At 60.2% G+C, this 14,731-nt stretch carries 17 protein-coding genes; 15 read left to right on the top strand and 2 right to left on the bottom strand.

The genetic code is table 11. The annotated features are described in order from the left end of the window. Positions 1-226: 226 nt before the first annotated feature. The 11 genes from nuoH to AC2FNL_RS12465 are packed head-to-tail and all read left to right on the top strand — an operon-like array spanning position 227 to position 11,480. A complete protein-coding gene (gene nuoH / locus AC2FNL_RS12515; RefSeq protein ID WP_170340401.1) occupies positions 227-1,264 on the top strand; it encodes an NADH-quinone oxidoreductase subunit NuoH in 1,038 nt (345 codons plus the stop codon). A 2-nt stretch (positions 1,265-1,266) separates the two neighbouring features. Beyond that, positions 1,267-1,761 carry an NADH-quinone oxidoreductase subunit NuoI gene (gene nuoI / locus AC2FNL_RS12510; protein ID WP_093964915.1) on the top strand — a complete coding sequence of 165 codons (495 nt, stop codon included), beginning with the start codon at positions 1,267-1,269 and terminating at the stop codon, positions 1,759-1,761. Next, positions 1,758-2,180, top strand: coding sequence for a carboxymuconolactone decarboxylase family protein (locus AC2FNL_RS12505; RefSeq protein ID WP_093964916.1), 423 nt, complete (start codon positions 1,758-1,760; stop codon positions 2,178-2,180). Before nuoI ends, AC2FNL_RS12505 begins: the two co-directional genes overlap by 4 nt. Beyond that, on the top strand, positions 2,177-2,779 hold the full coding sequence (locus AC2FNL_RS12500) for an NADH-quinone oxidoreductase subunit J (RefSeq protein WP_093964917.1): 603 nt from the start codon (positions 2,177-2,179) through the stop codon (positions 2,777-2,779). Before AC2FNL_RS12505 ends, AC2FNL_RS12500 begins: the two co-directional genes overlap by 4 nt. 4 nt (positions 2,780-2,783) lie before the next feature. After that, positions 2,784-3,089 carry an NADH-quinone oxidoreductase subunit NuoK gene (gene nuoK / locus AC2FNL_RS12495; protein WP_005984024.1) on the top strand — a complete coding sequence of 102 codons (306 nt, stop codon included), beginning with the start codon at positions 2,784-2,786 and terminating at the stop codon, positions 3,087-3,089. Between the two features lie 6 nt (positions 3,090-3,095). Continuing rightward, positions 3,096-5,222 carry an NADH-quinone oxidoreductase subunit L gene (gene nuoL / locus AC2FNL_RS12490; protein WP_496833849.1) on the top strand — a complete coding sequence of 709 codons (2,127 nt, stop codon included), beginning with the start codon at positions 3,096-3,098 and terminating at the stop codon, positions 5,220-5,222. Next, positions 5,222-6,763: an NADH-quinone oxidoreductase subunit M gene (locus tag AC2FNL_RS12485; protein WP_170340407.1), complete on the top strand. Its 1,542-nt coding sequence runs from the start codon at positions 5,222-5,224 to the stop codon at positions 6,761-6,763. Before nuoL ends, AC2FNL_RS12485 begins: the two co-directional genes overlap by 1 nt. Positions 6,764-6,778: 15 nt before the next feature. Continuing rightward, positions 6,779-8,221, top strand: coding sequence for an NADH-quinone oxidoreductase subunit NuoN (gene nuoN / locus AC2FNL_RS12480; protein ID WP_170368179.1), 1,443 nt, complete (start codon positions 6,779-6,781; stop codon positions 8,219-8,221). A 54-nt stretch (positions 8,222-8,275) separates the two neighbouring features. Continuing rightward, on the top strand, positions 8,276-9,025 hold the full coding sequence (locus AC2FNL_RS12475) for a biotin--[acetyl-CoA-carboxylase] ligase (RefSeq protein WP_496833848.1): 750 nt from the start codon (positions 8,276-8,278) through the stop codon (positions 9,023-9,025). Positions 9,026-9,036: 11 nt separating this feature from the next. Then, the gene (locus AC2FNL_RS12470; RefSeq protein ID WP_093964922.1) at positions 9,037-9,816 is read left to right on the top strand and encodes a type III pantothenate kinase; all 780 of its coding nucleotides are present in this window, start codon (positions 9,037-9,039) and stop codon (positions 9,814-9,816) included. Next, positions 9,813-11,480, top strand: coding sequence for a ribonuclease J (locus tag AC2FNL_RS12465; protein ID WP_496833847.1), 1,668 nt, complete (start codon positions 9,813-9,815; stop codon positions 11,478-11,480). Before AC2FNL_RS12470 ends, AC2FNL_RS12465 begins: the two co-directional genes overlap by 4 nt. Positions 11,481-11,486: 6 nt before the next feature. Here the strand turns inward: AC2FNL_RS12465 and AC2FNL_RS12460 are convergent, their stop codons facing one another. Further along, positions 11,487-12,188 carry an NUDIX hydrolase gene (locus AC2FNL_RS12460; RefSeq protein ID WP_496833846.1) on the bottom strand — a complete coding sequence of 234 codons (702 nt, stop codon included), beginning with the start codon at positions 12,186-12,188 and terminating at the stop codon, positions 11,487-11,489. A gap of 24 nt (positions 12,189-12,212) precedes the next feature. Next, positions 12,213-12,611, bottom strand: coding sequence for a DUF983 domain-containing protein (locus tag AC2FNL_RS12455; protein WP_093964925.1), 399 nt, complete (start codon positions 12,609-12,611; stop codon positions 12,213-12,215). A 218-nt stretch (positions 12,612-12,829) separates the two neighbouring features. Here AC2FNL_RS12455 and AC2FNL_RS12450 point away from each other — a divergent pair, with 218 nt between their 5' ends. From AC2FNL_RS12450 to AC2FNL_RS12435, 4 genes are read left to right on the top strand one after another with little or no spacing between them, the layout of a single operon-like run. Continuing rightward, on the top strand, positions 12,830-13,297 hold the full coding sequence (locus AC2FNL_RS12450) for an EF-hand domain-containing protein (RefSeq protein WP_496833845.1): 468 nt from the start codon (positions 12,830-12,832) through the stop codon (positions 13,295-13,297). A gap of 6 nt (positions 13,298-13,303) precedes the next feature. Then, the gene (locus AC2FNL_RS12445; RefSeq protein ID WP_170420500.1) at positions 13,304-13,918 is read left to right on the top strand and encodes an RNA polymerase sigma factor; all 615 of its coding nucleotides are present in this window, start codon (positions 13,304-13,306) and stop codon (positions 13,916-13,918) included. Next, a complete protein-coding gene (locus AC2FNL_RS12440; RefSeq protein ID WP_496833844.1) occupies positions 13,911-14,264 on the top strand; it encodes a hypothetical protein in 354 nt (117 codons plus the stop codon). The genes AC2FNL_RS12445 and AC2FNL_RS12440 overlap by 8 nt, the downstream gene beginning before the upstream one ends. Then, on the top strand, positions 14,261-14,731 hold the full coding sequence (locus AC2FNL_RS12435; protein ID WP_496833843.1) for a periplasmic heavy metal sensor: 471 nt from the start codon (positions 14,261-14,263) through the stop codon (positions 14,729-14,731). Before AC2FNL_RS12440 ends, AC2FNL_RS12435 begins: the two co-directional genes overlap by 4 nt.

The raw sequence follows: 14,731 nt of genomic DNA, 5'->3' as shown, positions 1-14,731 counted from the left end.
ATAAACAGCACAGAGGGCGGAAGCCCGAGCTCGTTTTTCCGAGAGGAGATACGAGGGGCGTGGTCGTGTGTTTTGCCGAATGAAATGAAGGAAAAAGGTGGCGTGCAGGCAGCGGATGCTGTTTACACCAACTCGCCAAACCAATCGCAGGCGACGCGAGTCTCCGACCGGCCGGTCGGGCCTCGCGATGGCAGCGGAAAACGGAATACCCACGGTGTGAGGACCAATGGCTGAATTCTTTGACACCCCAGGCGGAATAGCCCTGATCATATTGGCGCAGGTGCTGGCCGTCGTGGCCTTCGTGATGATCTCGCTGCTGTTTCTGGTCTATGGCGACCGCAAGATCTGGGCCGCGGTCCAGATGCGTCGCGGCCCCAACGTGGTTGGCGTTTATGGCCTACTGCAATCGGTGGCGGACGCGCTGAAATACGTCGTCAAAGAGGTGGTGATCCCTGCCGGCGCCGACCGGACTGTGTTCATCCTCGCGCCGCTGACGTCGTTCGTACTGGCCATGATCGCCTGGGCGGTCATTCCGTTCAATGACGGCTGGGTCCTGTCCGACATCAACGTGGCCATCCTTTACGTGTTCGCAGTGTCCTCGCTCGAGGTTTACGGCGTTATCATGGGCGGATGGGCGTCAAACTCGAAATACCCGTTCCTGGGTTCGCTGCGCTCGGCCGCGCAGATGATTTCTTATGAGGTTTCGATCGGCCTGATCATCATCGGGGTGATCATTTCGACGGGCTCGATGAATTTTGGCGACATCGTGCGGGCGCAGGATGGCTCGTTCGGGTTCTTCAGCTGGTACTGGCTGCCGCATTTCCCAATGGTCTTCCTGTTCTTCATCTCGGCTTTGGCTGAAACCAACCGCCCGCCATTCGACCTGCCCGAAGCGGAATCGGAACTGGTCGCAGGCTATCAGGTCGAATACTCGGCAACGCCCTTCCTGCTGTTCATGGCGGGCGAATACATCGCCATCTTCCTGATGTGCGCCCTGACCACGCTGCTGTTCTTCGGCGGCTGGCTGTCGCCGATCCCCGGCCTGCCTGATGGTGTGCTGTGGATGGTCGCCAAGATGGCGTTCTTCTTCTTCCTGTTCGCGATGGTCAAGGCAATCACGCCCCGCTACCGCTACGACCAACTGATGCGGCTGGGCTGGAAAGTGTTCCTGCCGTTCAGCCTGGTGTGGGTGGTATTCGTGGCCTTTGCGGCGAAATTCGACTGGTTCTGGGGTGCATTCGCCCGCTGGAGCGTAGGAGGCTGACAATGGCAAATATCGATTATACCCGCGCGGCCAAATACTTCCTTCTGCAGGATTTCTGGGTCGGCATGAAGCTAGGGCTGAAGTACTTCTTCGCGCCCAAGGCCACCGTGAACTACCCGCACGAAAAGGGTCCGCTGTCGCCCCGGTTCCGCGGTGAACACGCCCTGCGCCGTTATCCCAACGGCGAGGAGCGCTGCATCGCCTGCAAACTGTGCGAAGCTGTGTGTCCCGCACAGGCCATCACAATCGATGCTGAGCCGCGCGAAGACGGCAGCCGCCGTACCACGCGCTATGACATTGACATGACCAAGTGCATCTACTGCGGCTTCTGCCAAGAGGCCTGCCCGGTCGATGCCATCGTCGAAGGGCCGAATTTCGAATTCGCCACCGAAACCCGCGAAGAGCTGTTCTATGACAAGCAGAAGCTGCTGGACAACGGTGAACGCTGGGAAGCCGAGATCGCCCGCAACCTAGAACTGGACGCGCCCTACCGATGAGCGATCCGGCAAAAAACCCATTCGAGCAGATGCTCAGACAGGCACATGACATGGCCAAGGCGTTCAATCCGGCGCTGGAGAGCTATTCGCCCGTCGACGCGATGCGCGGCTTCGAGGCGCTGTGGCCGACCATGCCCAAAGAGGTCATGGAAATGATGTTCGGCAACACCGTCAATCCGGGCGGACTGGATGCCAAGACCCGCCTGTTGCTGACGCTGGCCGGGCTGACCTGTCAGGGCGCACAGGCCGATACGGCCATTCGCCAGACGGTGCGCCACGCCATCGAGGCAGGGGCCAAGAAACAAGAGATCGTGGAAACGATCGGTCAGATGTCGGTCTTTGCCGGCATTCCGGCCATGACCCGGGCGCTGGAATTGGCGCAGGAGGCCATGGGCGAAAACGAGGAAGATGACCAATGAGCGTATTTGCCTTTTACCTCTTTGCCATCAGCGCCATCACCGGCGGGCTGTTCACCGTGATCAGCCGGCAGCCGGTGCATTCGGTGCTGTGGCTGATCCTGGCCTTCCTGTCGTCGGCGGGGCTGTTCGTGTTGCTGGGGGCGGAATTCGTCGCCATGCTGCTGATCATCGTCTATGTCGGCGCGGTGGCGGTGCTGTTCCTGTTCGTGGTGATGATGCTGGACGTGGACTTTGCCGAGCTCAAGGCCGAGATGGCGCGCTACATGCCTTTGGCCCTGCTGATCGGGCTGGTCATCCTTATGCAGTTCGTCATGGCCTTTGGCGCCTGGGAAAGCGCACAAGGCGCGGCCGCCAATCTGGCCCAGCCGATCCCGGCCGACCGCCACAACACGGAGGCACTGGGTGTCATCCTTTACGATCAATACTTCCTTCTGTTCCAACTGGCGGGCCTGATCCTGCTTGTGGCCATGATCGGCGCCATCGTGCTGACACTGCGCCACCGCAAGGACATCAAGCGTCAGGACATCGTCGGTCAGATGATGCGTGACCCGGCCAAGGCGATGGAGTTGAAGGACGTGAAACCGGGGCAGGGACTTTGAGACGATGATCGGACTTGAACACTATCTTACCGTCGCGGCGACGCTGTTCGTCATCGGCATCTTCGGTCTCTTCCTGAACCGCAAGAACGTCATCATCCTGCTAATGAGCATCGAACTGATGCTGTTGGCGGTGAACATCAACCTCGTGGCGTTTTCCAGCTTTCTCGGCGATCTGGTCGGGCAGGTTTTCACGCTGTTCGTGCTGACTGTGGCCGCGGCCGAGGCTGCGATCGGGCTGGCCATTCTGGTCTGCTTCTTCCGCAACCGCGGTACCATCGCGGTTGAAGACGTCAACATGATGAAGGGGTAAGGGATCATGGAAACCACAATCCTCTTTGCCCCGCTCGTGGGCGCGCTGATCTGCGGCTTTGGCTGGAAGTTCATCGGCGAAAAGGCTGCGCTGTGGACGGCAACGGGCCTGTTGTTCCTGGCCTGTCTGCTGTCGTGGATCGTCTTCTTCAGCTTTGACGGGCAGACCCAGCAGATCGAGATCATGCGCTGGATCGAAAGCGGCTCGCTCTCGACCTCGTGGGCCGTTCGTCTGGACCGGCTGACCGCCATCATGTTGATCGTCGTCACCACGGTTTCGGCGCTCGTGCACCTTTATTCGTTCGGCTACATGGATCACGACCCGCAGTGGCGCGAGGGCGAAAGCTACAAGCCGCGCTTCTTTGCCTATCTGTCCTTCTTCACCTTCGCCATGCTGATGCTGGTGACGGCCGACAACCTCGTACAGATGTTCTTCGGTTGGGAAGGCGTGGGCGTCGCGTCGTACCTGCTGATCGGTTTCTACTATCGCAAACCTTCGGCCAATGCGGCGGCGATGAAAGCGTTCATCGTGAACCGTGTGGGCGACTTCGGCTTTGCGCTTGGGATATTTGCGCTGTTCTTCCTGACCGACAGCATCAACTTCTCGGATATCTTTGCCGCTGCACCTCAGCTGGCGGAAACGCAACTGACCTTCCTGTGGGGCGAATGGACCGCGATCGAGGTCATCTGCGTACTGCTGTTCATCGGTGCGATGGGCAAATCGGCGCAGTTGATCCTGCACACCTGGTTGCCGGACGCGATGGAGGGCCCGACGCCCGTGTCGGCGCTGATCCACGCGGCCACCATGGTGACGGCCGGCGTGTTCCTGGTTTGCCGCATGTCGCCGTTGATGGAGTTCGCACCGGGTGCAACCGGGTTCGTCACCGTGCTGGGGGCTGCCACCGCGTTCTTTGCCGCGACTGTGGGCTTGGTGCAGACGGACATCAAGCGCGTGATCGCCTATTCGACCTGTTCGCAGCTGGGCTACATGTTCGTGGCCGCGGGCGTGGGCATGTATTCGGCGGCGATGTTCCACCTCTTCACGCATGCCTTCTTCAAGGCGCTCTTGTTCTTGGGTGCGGGCTCGGTGATCCACGCCATGCACCACGAACAGGATATGATGAACTATGGCAACCTGCGCAAGAAGATCCCCTATACCTTCTGGGCGATGATGATCGGCACGCTGGCCATCACCGGTGTCGGCATCCCGCTGACCACGATCGGCTTTGCCGGCTTCTTGTCCAAGGACGCTATCATCGAAAGCGCCTATGCCGGCGGGTCGGCCTTCGGCTTCTGGGCGCTGGTGATCGCCGCCGCGATGACCTCGTTTTACAGCTGGCGCCTGATCTTCCTGACCTTCTATGGCGAGGAGCGAGGCGACAAGCACACGCATGAGCACGCGCATGAAAGCCCGATGGTCATGCTGGTGCCGCTGGGTGTTCTGTCGCTGGGCGCCGTGTTCGCGGGCATGATCTGGTACAACAACTTCTTCGGTCACGCCGATCAGGTGGGCAAGTTCTACGGCATTCCGGTTGCCGAGGCGCATGCCGAGGCCGGTGACCATGCCAAGACCGATGACCATGGCGACGACACGCATGCCACCGAATCCCATAGCGACGAAGCTGCGCACGACGATAAGGCCAAGGACGGAGATCACCACTATGCCTTTGTCGGCAAACCGGGCGAGGGCGCGCTGTACATCGCGCCGGACAACCATGTTCTGGACGACGCGCATGCGGCGCCGAAATGGGTCAAGGTCTCGCCGTTCATCGCAATGGTTCTGGGCTTTGGACTGGCTTGCCTGTTCTACATCGTGAACCCGGCGCTGCCGGGCCGCCTGGCCGAGAACCAGCGTCCGCTGTACCTGTTCCTCAAGAACAAGTGGTACTTTGACGAAATCTACGACGCGATCCTTGTCAAACCGACCGTGGCCCTGGGCCGGTTCCTGTGGAAGGGCGGTGACGGCAAGACGATCGACGGTTTCCTGAACGGAGTAGCAATGGGCGTCGTTCCCTTCTTTACCCGCCTCGCAGGCAAGGCGCAGACGGGCTACATCTTCACTTACGCCTTCTGGATGGTTCTGGGGATCGCCGCCCTGGTCACCTGGATGTCGATCGGCGGAGGCGTAAACTGATGGACAATATCCTATCCATTGTAACGTTCATTCCGGCCATTTCTGCCGGTCTGATGGCGCTGTTCCTGCACGGGAACGATGTGGCCGCACAGCGCAATGCCAAGTGGATCGCGCTGGTTGCGACCACAGTGACCTTCCTTGTTTCGATCGGGATCTATACCGAGTTCGACCCCTCGAACACCGGCTTTCAGATGGTGGAAGAGGGGCAATGGCTGCTGGGCCTGAAGTACAAGATGGGTGTGGATGGCATCAGCGTTCTGTTCGTGCTGCTGACCACCTTCATCATGCCGCTGACCATTCTGGCCAGCTGGAACGTGACCGACCGGGTCAAGGAATACATGATCGCCTTCCTGCTGCTGGAAACGCTGATGCTGGGCGTATTCATGGCGCTGGACCTGGTGCTGTTCTACCTGTTCTTCGAGGCCGGGCTGATCCCGATGTTCCTGATCATCGGGATCTGGGGCGGCAAGGACCGGATTTATGCCAGCTTCAAGTTCTTCCTCTACACCTTCCTCGGCTCGGTTCTGATGCTGGTGGCGATGGTGGCTATGTATGCGGATGCAGGCACCACGGACATTGCCGCGCTCATGACGCACCAGTTCTCGTCCGAGAGCTTCAGCGTGCTGGGTGTCCACATTGTCGGCGGTATGCAGACGCTGATGTTCCTCGCGTTCTTTGCGTCCTTCGCGGTGAAGATGCCGATGTGGCCCGTGCACACCTGGCTGCCTGACGCGCACGTTCAGGCACCGACGGCGGGCTCGGTCGTGCTGGCGGCAATCCTGCTGAAGATGGGTGGTTATGGCTTCCTGCGTTTCAGCTTGCCTATGTTCCCTGTCGGCTCGGCCGTAATGACCGATCTGGTGCTGTGGCTGTCGGCCATCGCCGTGGTCTACACCTCGTTGGTGGCGCTGGTGCAGGAGGACATGAAAAAGCTGATCGCCTATTCCTCGGTCGCGCATATGGGTTTTGTGACCATGGGCATCTTTGCGGCGAACCAGCAGGGCATCGACGGGGCGATCTTCCAGATGCTCAGCCATGGGTTCATCTCGGCCGCGCTGTTCCTTTGCGTCGGCGTGATCTACGACCGGATGCACACTCGCGACATCGAGGCCTATGGCGGGCTGGTGATCCGCATGCCGGCCTATGCGCTTGTGTTCATGCTGTTCACGATGGCCAACGTGGGGCTGCCGGGCACCAGCGGGTTCATCGGCGAATTCCTGACGCTGATGGGCACCTTCCAGGTCAACACCTGGGTGACCGCAGTGGCGGCCAGCGGTGTGATCTTCTCGGCAGCTTATGCGCTGTGGCTGTATCGCCGCGTTGTCTTTGGCGACCTGATCAAGGAAAGCCTCAAGTCGATCACCGACATGAGCACACGCGAACGCCTGATCTTTGCGCCGCTGATCGTCATGACCATCCTGTTGGGGGTCTATCCGTCGCTGGTCACCGACGTGATCGGCAATTCGACCGCCGCGCTGATTTCGAACTATGACACGGCTCTGGCCGCGGCCGAGGCCGCGACCCAGGTCGCTTCGCACTAAGGGAGCTTTGGAGACATGATCCAGGCTGATCTCACTGTAATTCTGCCGGAAATCATTCTGGCGATCTATGCGATGGCGGCGCTGATCGGAGCTGTCTACACCAGCAAGGATGCGCTGGCTCCGGTTCTGGTCTGGACGACGGCCGGACTGATGGCGGCGCTGTCGTTCTGGATCGCGTCGAACGGCTCGGGGACCAACGTGGCCTTCAACGGCATGTTCATCGACGACGGGTTCGCCCGATTTGCAAAGGTCGCAATTCTGCTATCTGCCGCCGCGGTTCTGGTCATGAGCCAGGAGTACATGGCGCGCCGGAACCTGTTGCGGTTCGAGTATCCGTTGCTGGTGGCTTTGGCTGCGGTCGGCATGATGATGATGGTCAGCGCCGGCGATCTTATGTCGCTTTATATGGGGCTCGAGCTGCAGTCGCTGTCTCTGTATGTCGTGGCGGCCCTGCGCCGTGACAGCGCCAAATCGACCGAGGCGGGGCTGAAGTATTTCGTTCTGGGTGCGCTCAGTTCGGGATTGCTGCTGTTCGGCGCATCTCTGGTCTATGGGTTCACCGGTACGACGCTGTTCTCGGGCATCATCAATACGGTGCATCACGGGGACGTCTCCGTTGGCCTTCTGTTTGGCCTTGTTCTGCTGATCTCGGGTCTGGCATTCAAGATTTCGGCGGTTCCGTTCCACATGTGGACACCGGATGTTTACGAGGGCTCGCCCACTCCGGTGACGGCTTTCTTTGCAACAGCACCCAAGGTTGCCGCGATGGCCTTGTTCGCGCGCGTTCTGCATGATGCATTCGGCGGTGCCATCGCGGACTGGCAGCAAGTGATCGTTCTGCTTTCGGTCCTGTCGATGTTGCTGGGGGCTGTGGCCGCCATCGGGCAGCGCGACATCAAACGGCTGATGGCCTACTCGTCAATCGCACACATGGGGTACGCGCTGATCGGCCTGGCCGCAGGCACCGAATTGGGTGTCAAGGCGATGCTGATGTACCTGGCGATCTATGTGACCATGAATATCGGCACCTTCGCCTTCATCCTGATGATGGAGCGCGACGGCAAGCCGGTGACGGACATCGACGCCCTGCGCCAGTATTCCAAGCGGGATCCGGGCAAGGCGCTGGCCGTGCTGATCCTGATGTTCAGCCTTGCCGGCGTGCCGCCAATGCTGGGGTTCTTCGCCAAGTTTGGCGTTTGGCAGGCCGGTGTGCAAGCTGACCTGATTGGGTTGGTCATCGTATCGGCAATCGCCTCGGTGATCGGTGCCTTCTACTATCTGCGGATCGTCTTCTACATGTATTTTGGCGACGAAAATGAAGATCCGATCGAAACCCGCTCGACCCCGGTATTGTGGGTTGCTCTGATGGGGTCGGCCGCATTGATGTTGATCGGTGTGGTCTACCAGTTCGGGATCGAGGGCGCAGCGGCAGCCGCGGCGACGACACTTGTCAACTGATCCGTTCAATAAAGCTTGGAAAGGGGCTCGGCCATCAGGCCGGGCCTTTTTGGCATGAGCACCTGGCCCCAAGGATACGGTCTGCATATCCTGCAGGAAGTTGACAGCACCCTGAACGAGGCTGCTCGGATCGCACCCACTGCTGCGGGTCCGGTTTGGATCATGGCGCATCATCAAACCGCCGCGCGTGGCAGGCGCGGCCGGGCGTGGTCCAACCCCCAGGGCAACCTGGCAGCGACCTTGTTGCTTCGGCCCGAGGGCAATCCAGAGCAGGCGGCCCTGCGCAGCTTTGTGGCGGCACTGGCGCTTTTTGATGCCTGTGTCTCGGTCACCGGTCGCGCGCAGGGGTTCGCACTGAAATGGCCGAATGACGTTCTGTTGAACGGCGGGAAACTGGCTGGCATCCTGCTGGAAAGCACGGGGCAGCGGCGGGGCGTATCCCATCTTGCGATCGGTATCGGGGTGAACCTCGCGGACGCGCCCGCTCCGGAGACAGTCGAGCAGGGGGCTCTGCGGCCAGTTTCGTTGCTGTCGGAAACCGGTGCTCAGGTGTCCGCCGAGGATTTTCTGACCGAACTCGCCGATGCCTACGCGAAGCTCGAAAACCAGTTTGTCACCTACGGGTTTGAACCGATCCGCAAAGCGTGGCTGGCTCGGGCGGCGAAGCTGGGCGAGGTGATCACCGCGCGCACAGGTGCTTCGGAAACCGTCGGGACCTTTGAAACGGTGGACGCGGGCGGTAACCTTGTCCTAAACACCGCCAAGGGCCGCGTCAGCATTCCGGCGGCAGACGTGTATTTCTGAAAGGGGCGCATATGCTTCTGGCCATTGACTGCGGCAACACGAACACCGTTTTCTCGATCTGGGATGGCGAGAAATTCCTGTGTACGCTGCGCACCTCGACCCACCATGCCCGCACGGCCGACGCTTACTTCACCTGGTACTCGACCTTGGTGAAACACTACGGGATCGAAGCTGACATCACCGACGTCATCATCGCCTCGACCGTGCCGCGGGTGGTGTTCAACCTGCGCGTCTTTGCCGACCGGTTCTTTGGATGCCGGCCGCTGGTGGTGGGCAAGCCCGATTGCGAGTTGCCGGTGGCGCCGCGCGTTGATGAGGGGACGATTCCCGGTCCTGACCGTCTGGCAAATGCGGCCGGTGCATTTGATCGGCACGGCGGGAATGTCGTGGTGGTGGATTTCGGAACCGCCACGAATTTCGATGTGGTCGCTGCCGATGGCGCCTATGTCGGGGGGGTAATCGCCCCCGGCGTGAACCTCAGTCTCGAGGCCTTGCACCAGGGCGCTGCAGCTCTGCCGCATATCGACGTGACGCGACCCGAGAAAGTCATCGGCACAAACACTGTTGGATGTATCCAGTCAGGTGTGTATTGGGGGTATTCCGGCCTCATCGAAGGCTTGATCGACAGGATCAAGGCGGAATACGGAATGCCCATGAAGGTCATAGGGACCGGCGGTCTTGCACCGCTGTTCGATCAGGCCGATGTGGGCTTTGATGCAATTGAAGACGATCTGACGATGCACGGGCTTACCGTGATCCATCGCTACAACAAGGATACTGGCTCGGCATGAGCAGCGAAAGATTGATCTACTTGCCGCTCGGCGGCGCGGGCGAAATCGGTATGAACGCCTATGTCTACGGCTATGGCAAACCCGGTCAGGAACGCCTGATCCTGGTCGATCTGGGCGTGACCTTTCCCGACATGGATACAACGCCGGGCGTCGATCTGATCTACGCCGACATTTCTTGGTTGAAGGAACGTGCGGATCGGCTAGAGGCGATCTTCGTCACCCATGCGCACGAGGATCACGTCGGTGCCGTGGCCCATTGCCATGAGGCCCTTGGCGCGCCGGTCTACGCGCGTGCCTTCACCGCAAATATCGCGCGCCGCAAAATGGAAGATGCCGGACATCCGCTCGAAGCCGTGCGCACCGTGTCCGCCTGGCCCGAGCAGATCAAGGCTGGTCCGTTTACGGTTGGGTTCCTGCCCGTTTCGCATTCGATCCCCGAGAGTGCGGCGCTGGTGATCGATACACCGGCCGGCCGTGTAGTGCATACCGGTGATTTCAAACTGGACACCAATCCGGTTGTGGGCGAACCGTTTGATCCCGATCTTTGGGCCGAAGTGGCCAAGCCCGGGGTCAAGGCGTTGGTTTGTGACAGCACCAACGTGTTTTCCTCGCATCCCGGCCGTTCGGAGTCGGAGGTCGGGCCGGCCATCACCCAATTGGTCGAGGACGCGACCGGTATGGTTGTTGCAACGACCTTTGCGTCGAATGTCGCGCGGGTCAAAACGCTGGCCGAGGCCGGGCAGCGGGCGGGTCGGTCTGTGGTTCTGTTGGGCCGGGCCATGCGCCGTATGATCGAGGCTGCGACCGAAACCGGTATCCTGTCTGATTTTCCCCGCGTGATCAGCGCCGAAGAAGCCTTGGATCTGCCGCGTCAGAACCTGATGCTGATCGTCACCGGCAGCCAGGGTGAGCGCCGCGCGGCCAGCGCACAGCTGGCGCGTGGCAAGTACCGGGGGATCGAGCTGAAGGATGGCGACCTGTTCCTGTTCTCTTCGAAGACCATTCCGGGGAATGAACGCGGTGTGATCCGCATCATGAACCAACTGAGCGAAAAAGGCGTCGACGTGGTCGATGACAGCGCTGGCTTGTATCACGTTTCCGGCCACGCCAACCGCCCCGATCTTGAGCAGATGCACGCCTTGGTCGATCCTCAGATCGTCGTTCCAATGCACGGTGAACACAGGCATCTGCGGGAACACGCCAAGCTGGCCGAGGCCGGGGGGCGTGCCGGAGTTCTGGCGGTCAATGGAACGATGCTGGATCTGTCCGGGAACGCGCCCGAGGTCGTGGATTATGTCGAGACCGGCCGGACCTATCTGGACGGTTCCGTCAAGATTGGCGCGCTGGACGGTGTGGTGCGGGACCGTATCCGCATGGCCCTGAACGGGCACGTGACCGTAACTGTCATCCTGGACGAAGACGACGAGCCACTGGGCGAACCTTGGTGCGATACCATGGGCCTGCCGGAAACAGGGGTGTCCCGGGCCGGATTGATCGAGGTGCTGGAAGAGGACCTGAACCAGTTCCTGATGCGAGCTGAGGTCAAAACGCTGCGTGACGATGACAAGCTGGAAGAAGCCATGCGTCGCATCGTTCGCCAAAGTTCGCAGATCGAAATCGGCAAAAAGCCCGAAGTCACAGTTGTGGTAAGCCGAATGAAATAGGGTGGCTCAGTCTGCTTCGGGCATCGGGTGGCCCTTGAGGCGCTGGAACAGGCTGGCTTCTTCGTTGTTCAGAAAGAACGGCACAGAGTCGGGGGGCGTTGTATCTGATACGCGCGCCTCGACTTCCGACAGAACAACCTCGGTGATGAACGGCAAGTCGAACTCCCGCGCCTGTTCCAACGGAATCCACTGTAGATGTGACAGCTCATCTGACGCCTGGCTGAAGTCGTCCAGATCTCCGTCGATGGCATCTGCGTCCAAAAGAAAAAACCGGGCGTCGAACCGTCGTGGGCGTCCGGGCGGGGTAACCGCGCGGAACACGAACTGCAGCGCTTCAGCCGACGGAATGTAGCCTCTTTCCGCGAAGCCGGTCCAGGCATGTGGAACCGGACCCGGCCAGGTATCCCGGGCACCGAGGATAAGGCCGGTCTCCTCCCACAACTCGCGAATTGCCGCCGCCGCCAGTGGCACATGCAGCCCGGCAGGGGCCTGATCGCTCAGCCGTTGCCGGCAAATCTCCGGTACCGGAGTGGCCAGCGGAACTAGCGCGTCCTCGGCATCCACGGCACCTCCCGGAAACACGAACTTGTTCGGCATGAAGGCCGCCGCGGCACCACGTTGGCCCATCAGGATCGATGGGGTTCGAAAACGGTCGCGCAAAACGATGATCGTCGCGGCGTCGCGAATTGCGGATTTGTCCACGGTCATGAGAGGCTCAGCTGCATTAACGGATCACTTGCTGTCGTCGAACCCGTGCATCTTCCGGGCCCATTGAAAGCCGACGACCGCTCCTTTGAGTCTGGGCAGAAGGAACAGCGACAGCGCAACGCACGCGATCGAAAAGCCGATTGCCATGGCCCACGGAGACGGGCGCAGGCCGACGTAAGTGACATGCAGCGCCGGAGCCAGAAGGTGTCCGACCAGCAGAATGGTCAAATAGGCCGGCCCGTCATCTGCCCTGTGGTGAAACAATTCCTGACCGCAGTTTGCGCAGGTATCATTCACCTTCAGGTAGCTATGCAACAGCTTGCCTTTGCCGCAGTTGGGGCATTTGCACCGGAACCCTTTCACGATGGCGGGCCACGTGGGGCGTTCCTCCTGAGGGAGGGTGTCGATGGTTTGATCTGTCATCTTGATACTCGCGCTCGGATTTCGGGGATATTGCGCTTGTTTCATCCCGCAGAAAAGGGGGGTGCGTCGCTTTGCACCGACCCTCTCAAAAATATTGACCCGAAATGCAGGTTTCAATGCCGGAAAAAAATTTGCGGACAGCGACGGAAACTTTGCCGGTCCGCGTTTGAATGAATGTAAGCAGCGGCACAGGGCCGCGACAACAAAGGAAACGAGCAATGAAGAGCGCAAAACTTATCTCGGCCATCATTCTGTCTGCAGTTGCCGTCACCGGGACGGCTGCGCTGGCCAAAGGACCTCGCGACCGTGAACCGGTCAGCTTTCAGGAGCTGGATGCCAACGGTGACGGCCAGGTGACCAAGGCCGAGATGGAGGCCCATCGCCTGCAGAAGTTCACCTCGGCCGATACCGACGGTGACGGAAAGATCAGCGTCGAAGAAATGCAGGCCGAGGCCCAGAAGAAGGCAAACGACCGCGTTTCCGACATGTTCGAGCGTCATGATGCCGACAAAGACGGTTTTCTGACTACGGACGAGTTGCCGAAACCGCGCCGGGCTGACAAGATGTTTGACCGCCTCGATGCGGATGGAAACGGATCTCTGTCCGAGCAGGAGTTCGCCAATGCACGGGATGGAATGGGTCGGCACCACAAGAAGGGTGGCCGCCCGGACCCAGACAACAACTGACGCAGGATGAGGGACGTGCCGTCCTCTGCGCATACTGTCCGCGGCGACACGGTCGCCGCGGATGCCTGCAGCGACGACGTGTTGCTGAAACGGTTTGCCGAAGGCGACGCTCAGGCAGCACGCCTGCTGACCGATCGGTTGGGGCCGCGGTGCTATTCGGTTGCTCTGCGTATGTTGAACAACAGGGCAGAGGCCGAAGACGTAACCCAGGAAGCGATGCTTCGGCTGTGGAAAGTGGCGGCGGACTGGGTTCCGGGGCAGGCCAAGATCTCGACCTGGTTGTACCGCGTGGTCTTGAACCTGTGTGTCGATCTGCGGCGAAAGAAAACGGCAGGCACATTGGACGATGTGCCAGAGCCTGAGGACGACCAGCCCAGTGTCGTGGATCGTATGCAGCAAAACGCCCGCGTGGACGCGTTGCAAGCGGCCTTGGCACAATTGCCCGAACGGCAGCGAGAAGCTGTCATACTCAGGCATATCGAGGAGTTGTCCAATCCGGAAATCGCGGGAATCATGAGGATTTCCGTAGAAGCGGTGGAAAGTCTTGTTGCCCGCGGAAAGCGGTCGTTGACGGCCATACTGTCAGGCCGTCAGGAAGAGTTGGGGTATGACCATGTCTGACCAAGATACAGAATTGGATCTTTTGTTTGCCGAGGCACGGCAGGCACATGTTGATCTGCCCGACGATTTGGCCGTTCGTATCCTGACGGATGCCGAGGCCATCCGGCTTGCGGCAACAAAAACAGCGAAACCCAGATCAAAAGGGTTTCTGGGCAATATCATTGCCGGTCTCGGGGGCTGGCAGGCGCTCAGTGGGCTTGCGGCGGCCAGCGTGGTTGGCGCATGGGTCGGCTTTGCCGCGCCGTCCTTTCTGCCGGACCCGGCAAATTACATAATGACCCAGGATGCATCCTACATGGTCGCCAATCTCGGTCTCGAGGCCGCGTTTCTGGAGGAAGCGGAATGAATGAAGACGTCAAACCCCCACGGCGCTGGGTGCCTGTGCTGCTGGTTGTTTCCCTTGGCCTGAACCTGCTGGTCGCAGGGGTGATCATCGGAACTGCTCTGCGATTTCATGGTGTGCGGGACGATGTTCCTCCCGGATTTGGGCCTGCCCTGTACCGCGCTCTTCCCGATCCGGAACGCAAGGCGCTGAGAGGCGATCTGGCTGACAAGCATCGGCGCGGGGCCGAGAAAAGGTCTCGTGATTTTAAGGCGCTTGGTAAGGCGCTGCGGGCCATTCCGTTCGACCGCGATGAAGTCCAGAACCTGCTGGAAGAACAAGCCCGGGCGAATGACGAAATCCAGGCGGCACTGCAAGAGCAATGGCTGGCTCGGGTTTCGGCCATGTCCGACGAAGAACGAAAAGCTTATGCCGACCGCTTGGAAGACGTGTTGAAGCGGCGCCCGGATCCCAATAAACGCAAGGACTGA

It is taken from the genome of Ruegeria sp. CRTD044, from assembly GCF_059613485.1.
The sequence above is the reverse complement of the archived record's forward strand: the minus strand, read 5'-3'. Positions and strand labels throughout refer to the sequence as shown.

Bases quoted from the DNA above. Each gene is read 5' to 3' on its own strand.
- nuoH (WP_170340401.1), top strand. From the start codon at position 227: ATGGCTGAATTCTTTGACACCCCAGGCGGAATAGCCCTGATCATATTG.
- nuoI (WP_093964915.1), top strand. From the start codon at position 1,267: ATGGCAAATATCGATTATACCCGCGCGGCCAAATACTTCCTTCTGCAG.
- AC2FNL_RS12505 (WP_093964916.1), top strand. From the start codon at position 1,758: ATGAGCGATCCGGCAAAAAACCCATTCGAGCAGATGCTCAGACAGGCA.
- AC2FNL_RS12500 (WP_093964917.1), top strand. From the start codon at position 2,177: ATGAGCGTATTTGCCTTTTACCTCTTTGCCATCAGCGCCATCACCGGC.
- nuoK (WP_005984024.1), top strand. From the start codon at position 2,784: ATGATCGGACTTGAACACTATCTTACCGTCGCGGCGACGCTGTTCGTC.
- nuoL (WP_496833849.1), top strand. From the start codon at position 3,096: ATGGAAACCACAATCCTCTTTGCCCCGCTCGTGGGCGCGCTGATCTGC.
- AC2FNL_RS12485 (WP_170340407.1), top strand. From the start codon at position 5,222: ATGGACAATATCCTATCCATTGTAACGTTCATTCCGGCCATTTCTGCC.
- nuoN (WP_170368179.1), top strand. From the start codon at position 6,779: ATGATCCAGGCTGATCTCACTGTAATTCTGCCGGAAATCATTCTGGCG.
- AC2FNL_RS12475 (WP_496833848.1), top strand. From the start codon at position 8,276: ATGAGCACCTGGCCCCAAGGATACGGTCTGCATATCCTGCAGGAAGTT.
- AC2FNL_RS12470 (WP_093964922.1), top strand. From the start codon at position 9,037: ATGCTTCTGGCCATTGACTGCGGCAACACGAACACCGTTTTCTCGATC.
- AC2FNL_RS12465 (WP_496833847.1), top strand. From the start codon at position 9,813: ATGAGCAGCGAAAGATTGATCTACTTGCCGCTCGGCGGCGCGGGCGAA.
- AC2FNL_RS12460 (WP_496833846.1), bottom strand. From the start codon at position 12,188: ATGACCGTGGACAAATCCGCAATTCGCGACGCCGCGACGATCATCGTT.
- AC2FNL_RS12455 (WP_093964925.1), bottom strand. From the start codon at position 12,611: ATGACAGATCAAACCATCGACACCCTCCCTCAGGAGGAACGCCCCACG.
- AC2FNL_RS12450 (WP_496833845.1), top strand. From the start codon at position 12,830: ATGAAGAGCGCAAAACTTATCTCGGCCATCATTCTGTCTGCAGTTGCC.
- AC2FNL_RS12445 (WP_170420500.1), top strand. From the start codon at position 13,304: ATGAGGGACGTGCCGTCCTCTGCGCATACTGTCCGCGGCGACACGGTC.
- AC2FNL_RS12440 (WP_496833844.1), top strand. From the start codon at position 13,911: ATGTCTGACCAAGATACAGAATTGGATCTTTTGTTTGCCGAGGCACGG.
- AC2FNL_RS12435 (WP_496833843.1), top strand. From the start codon at position 14,261: ATGAATGAAGACGTCAAACCCCCACGGCGCTGGGTGCCTGTGCTGCTG.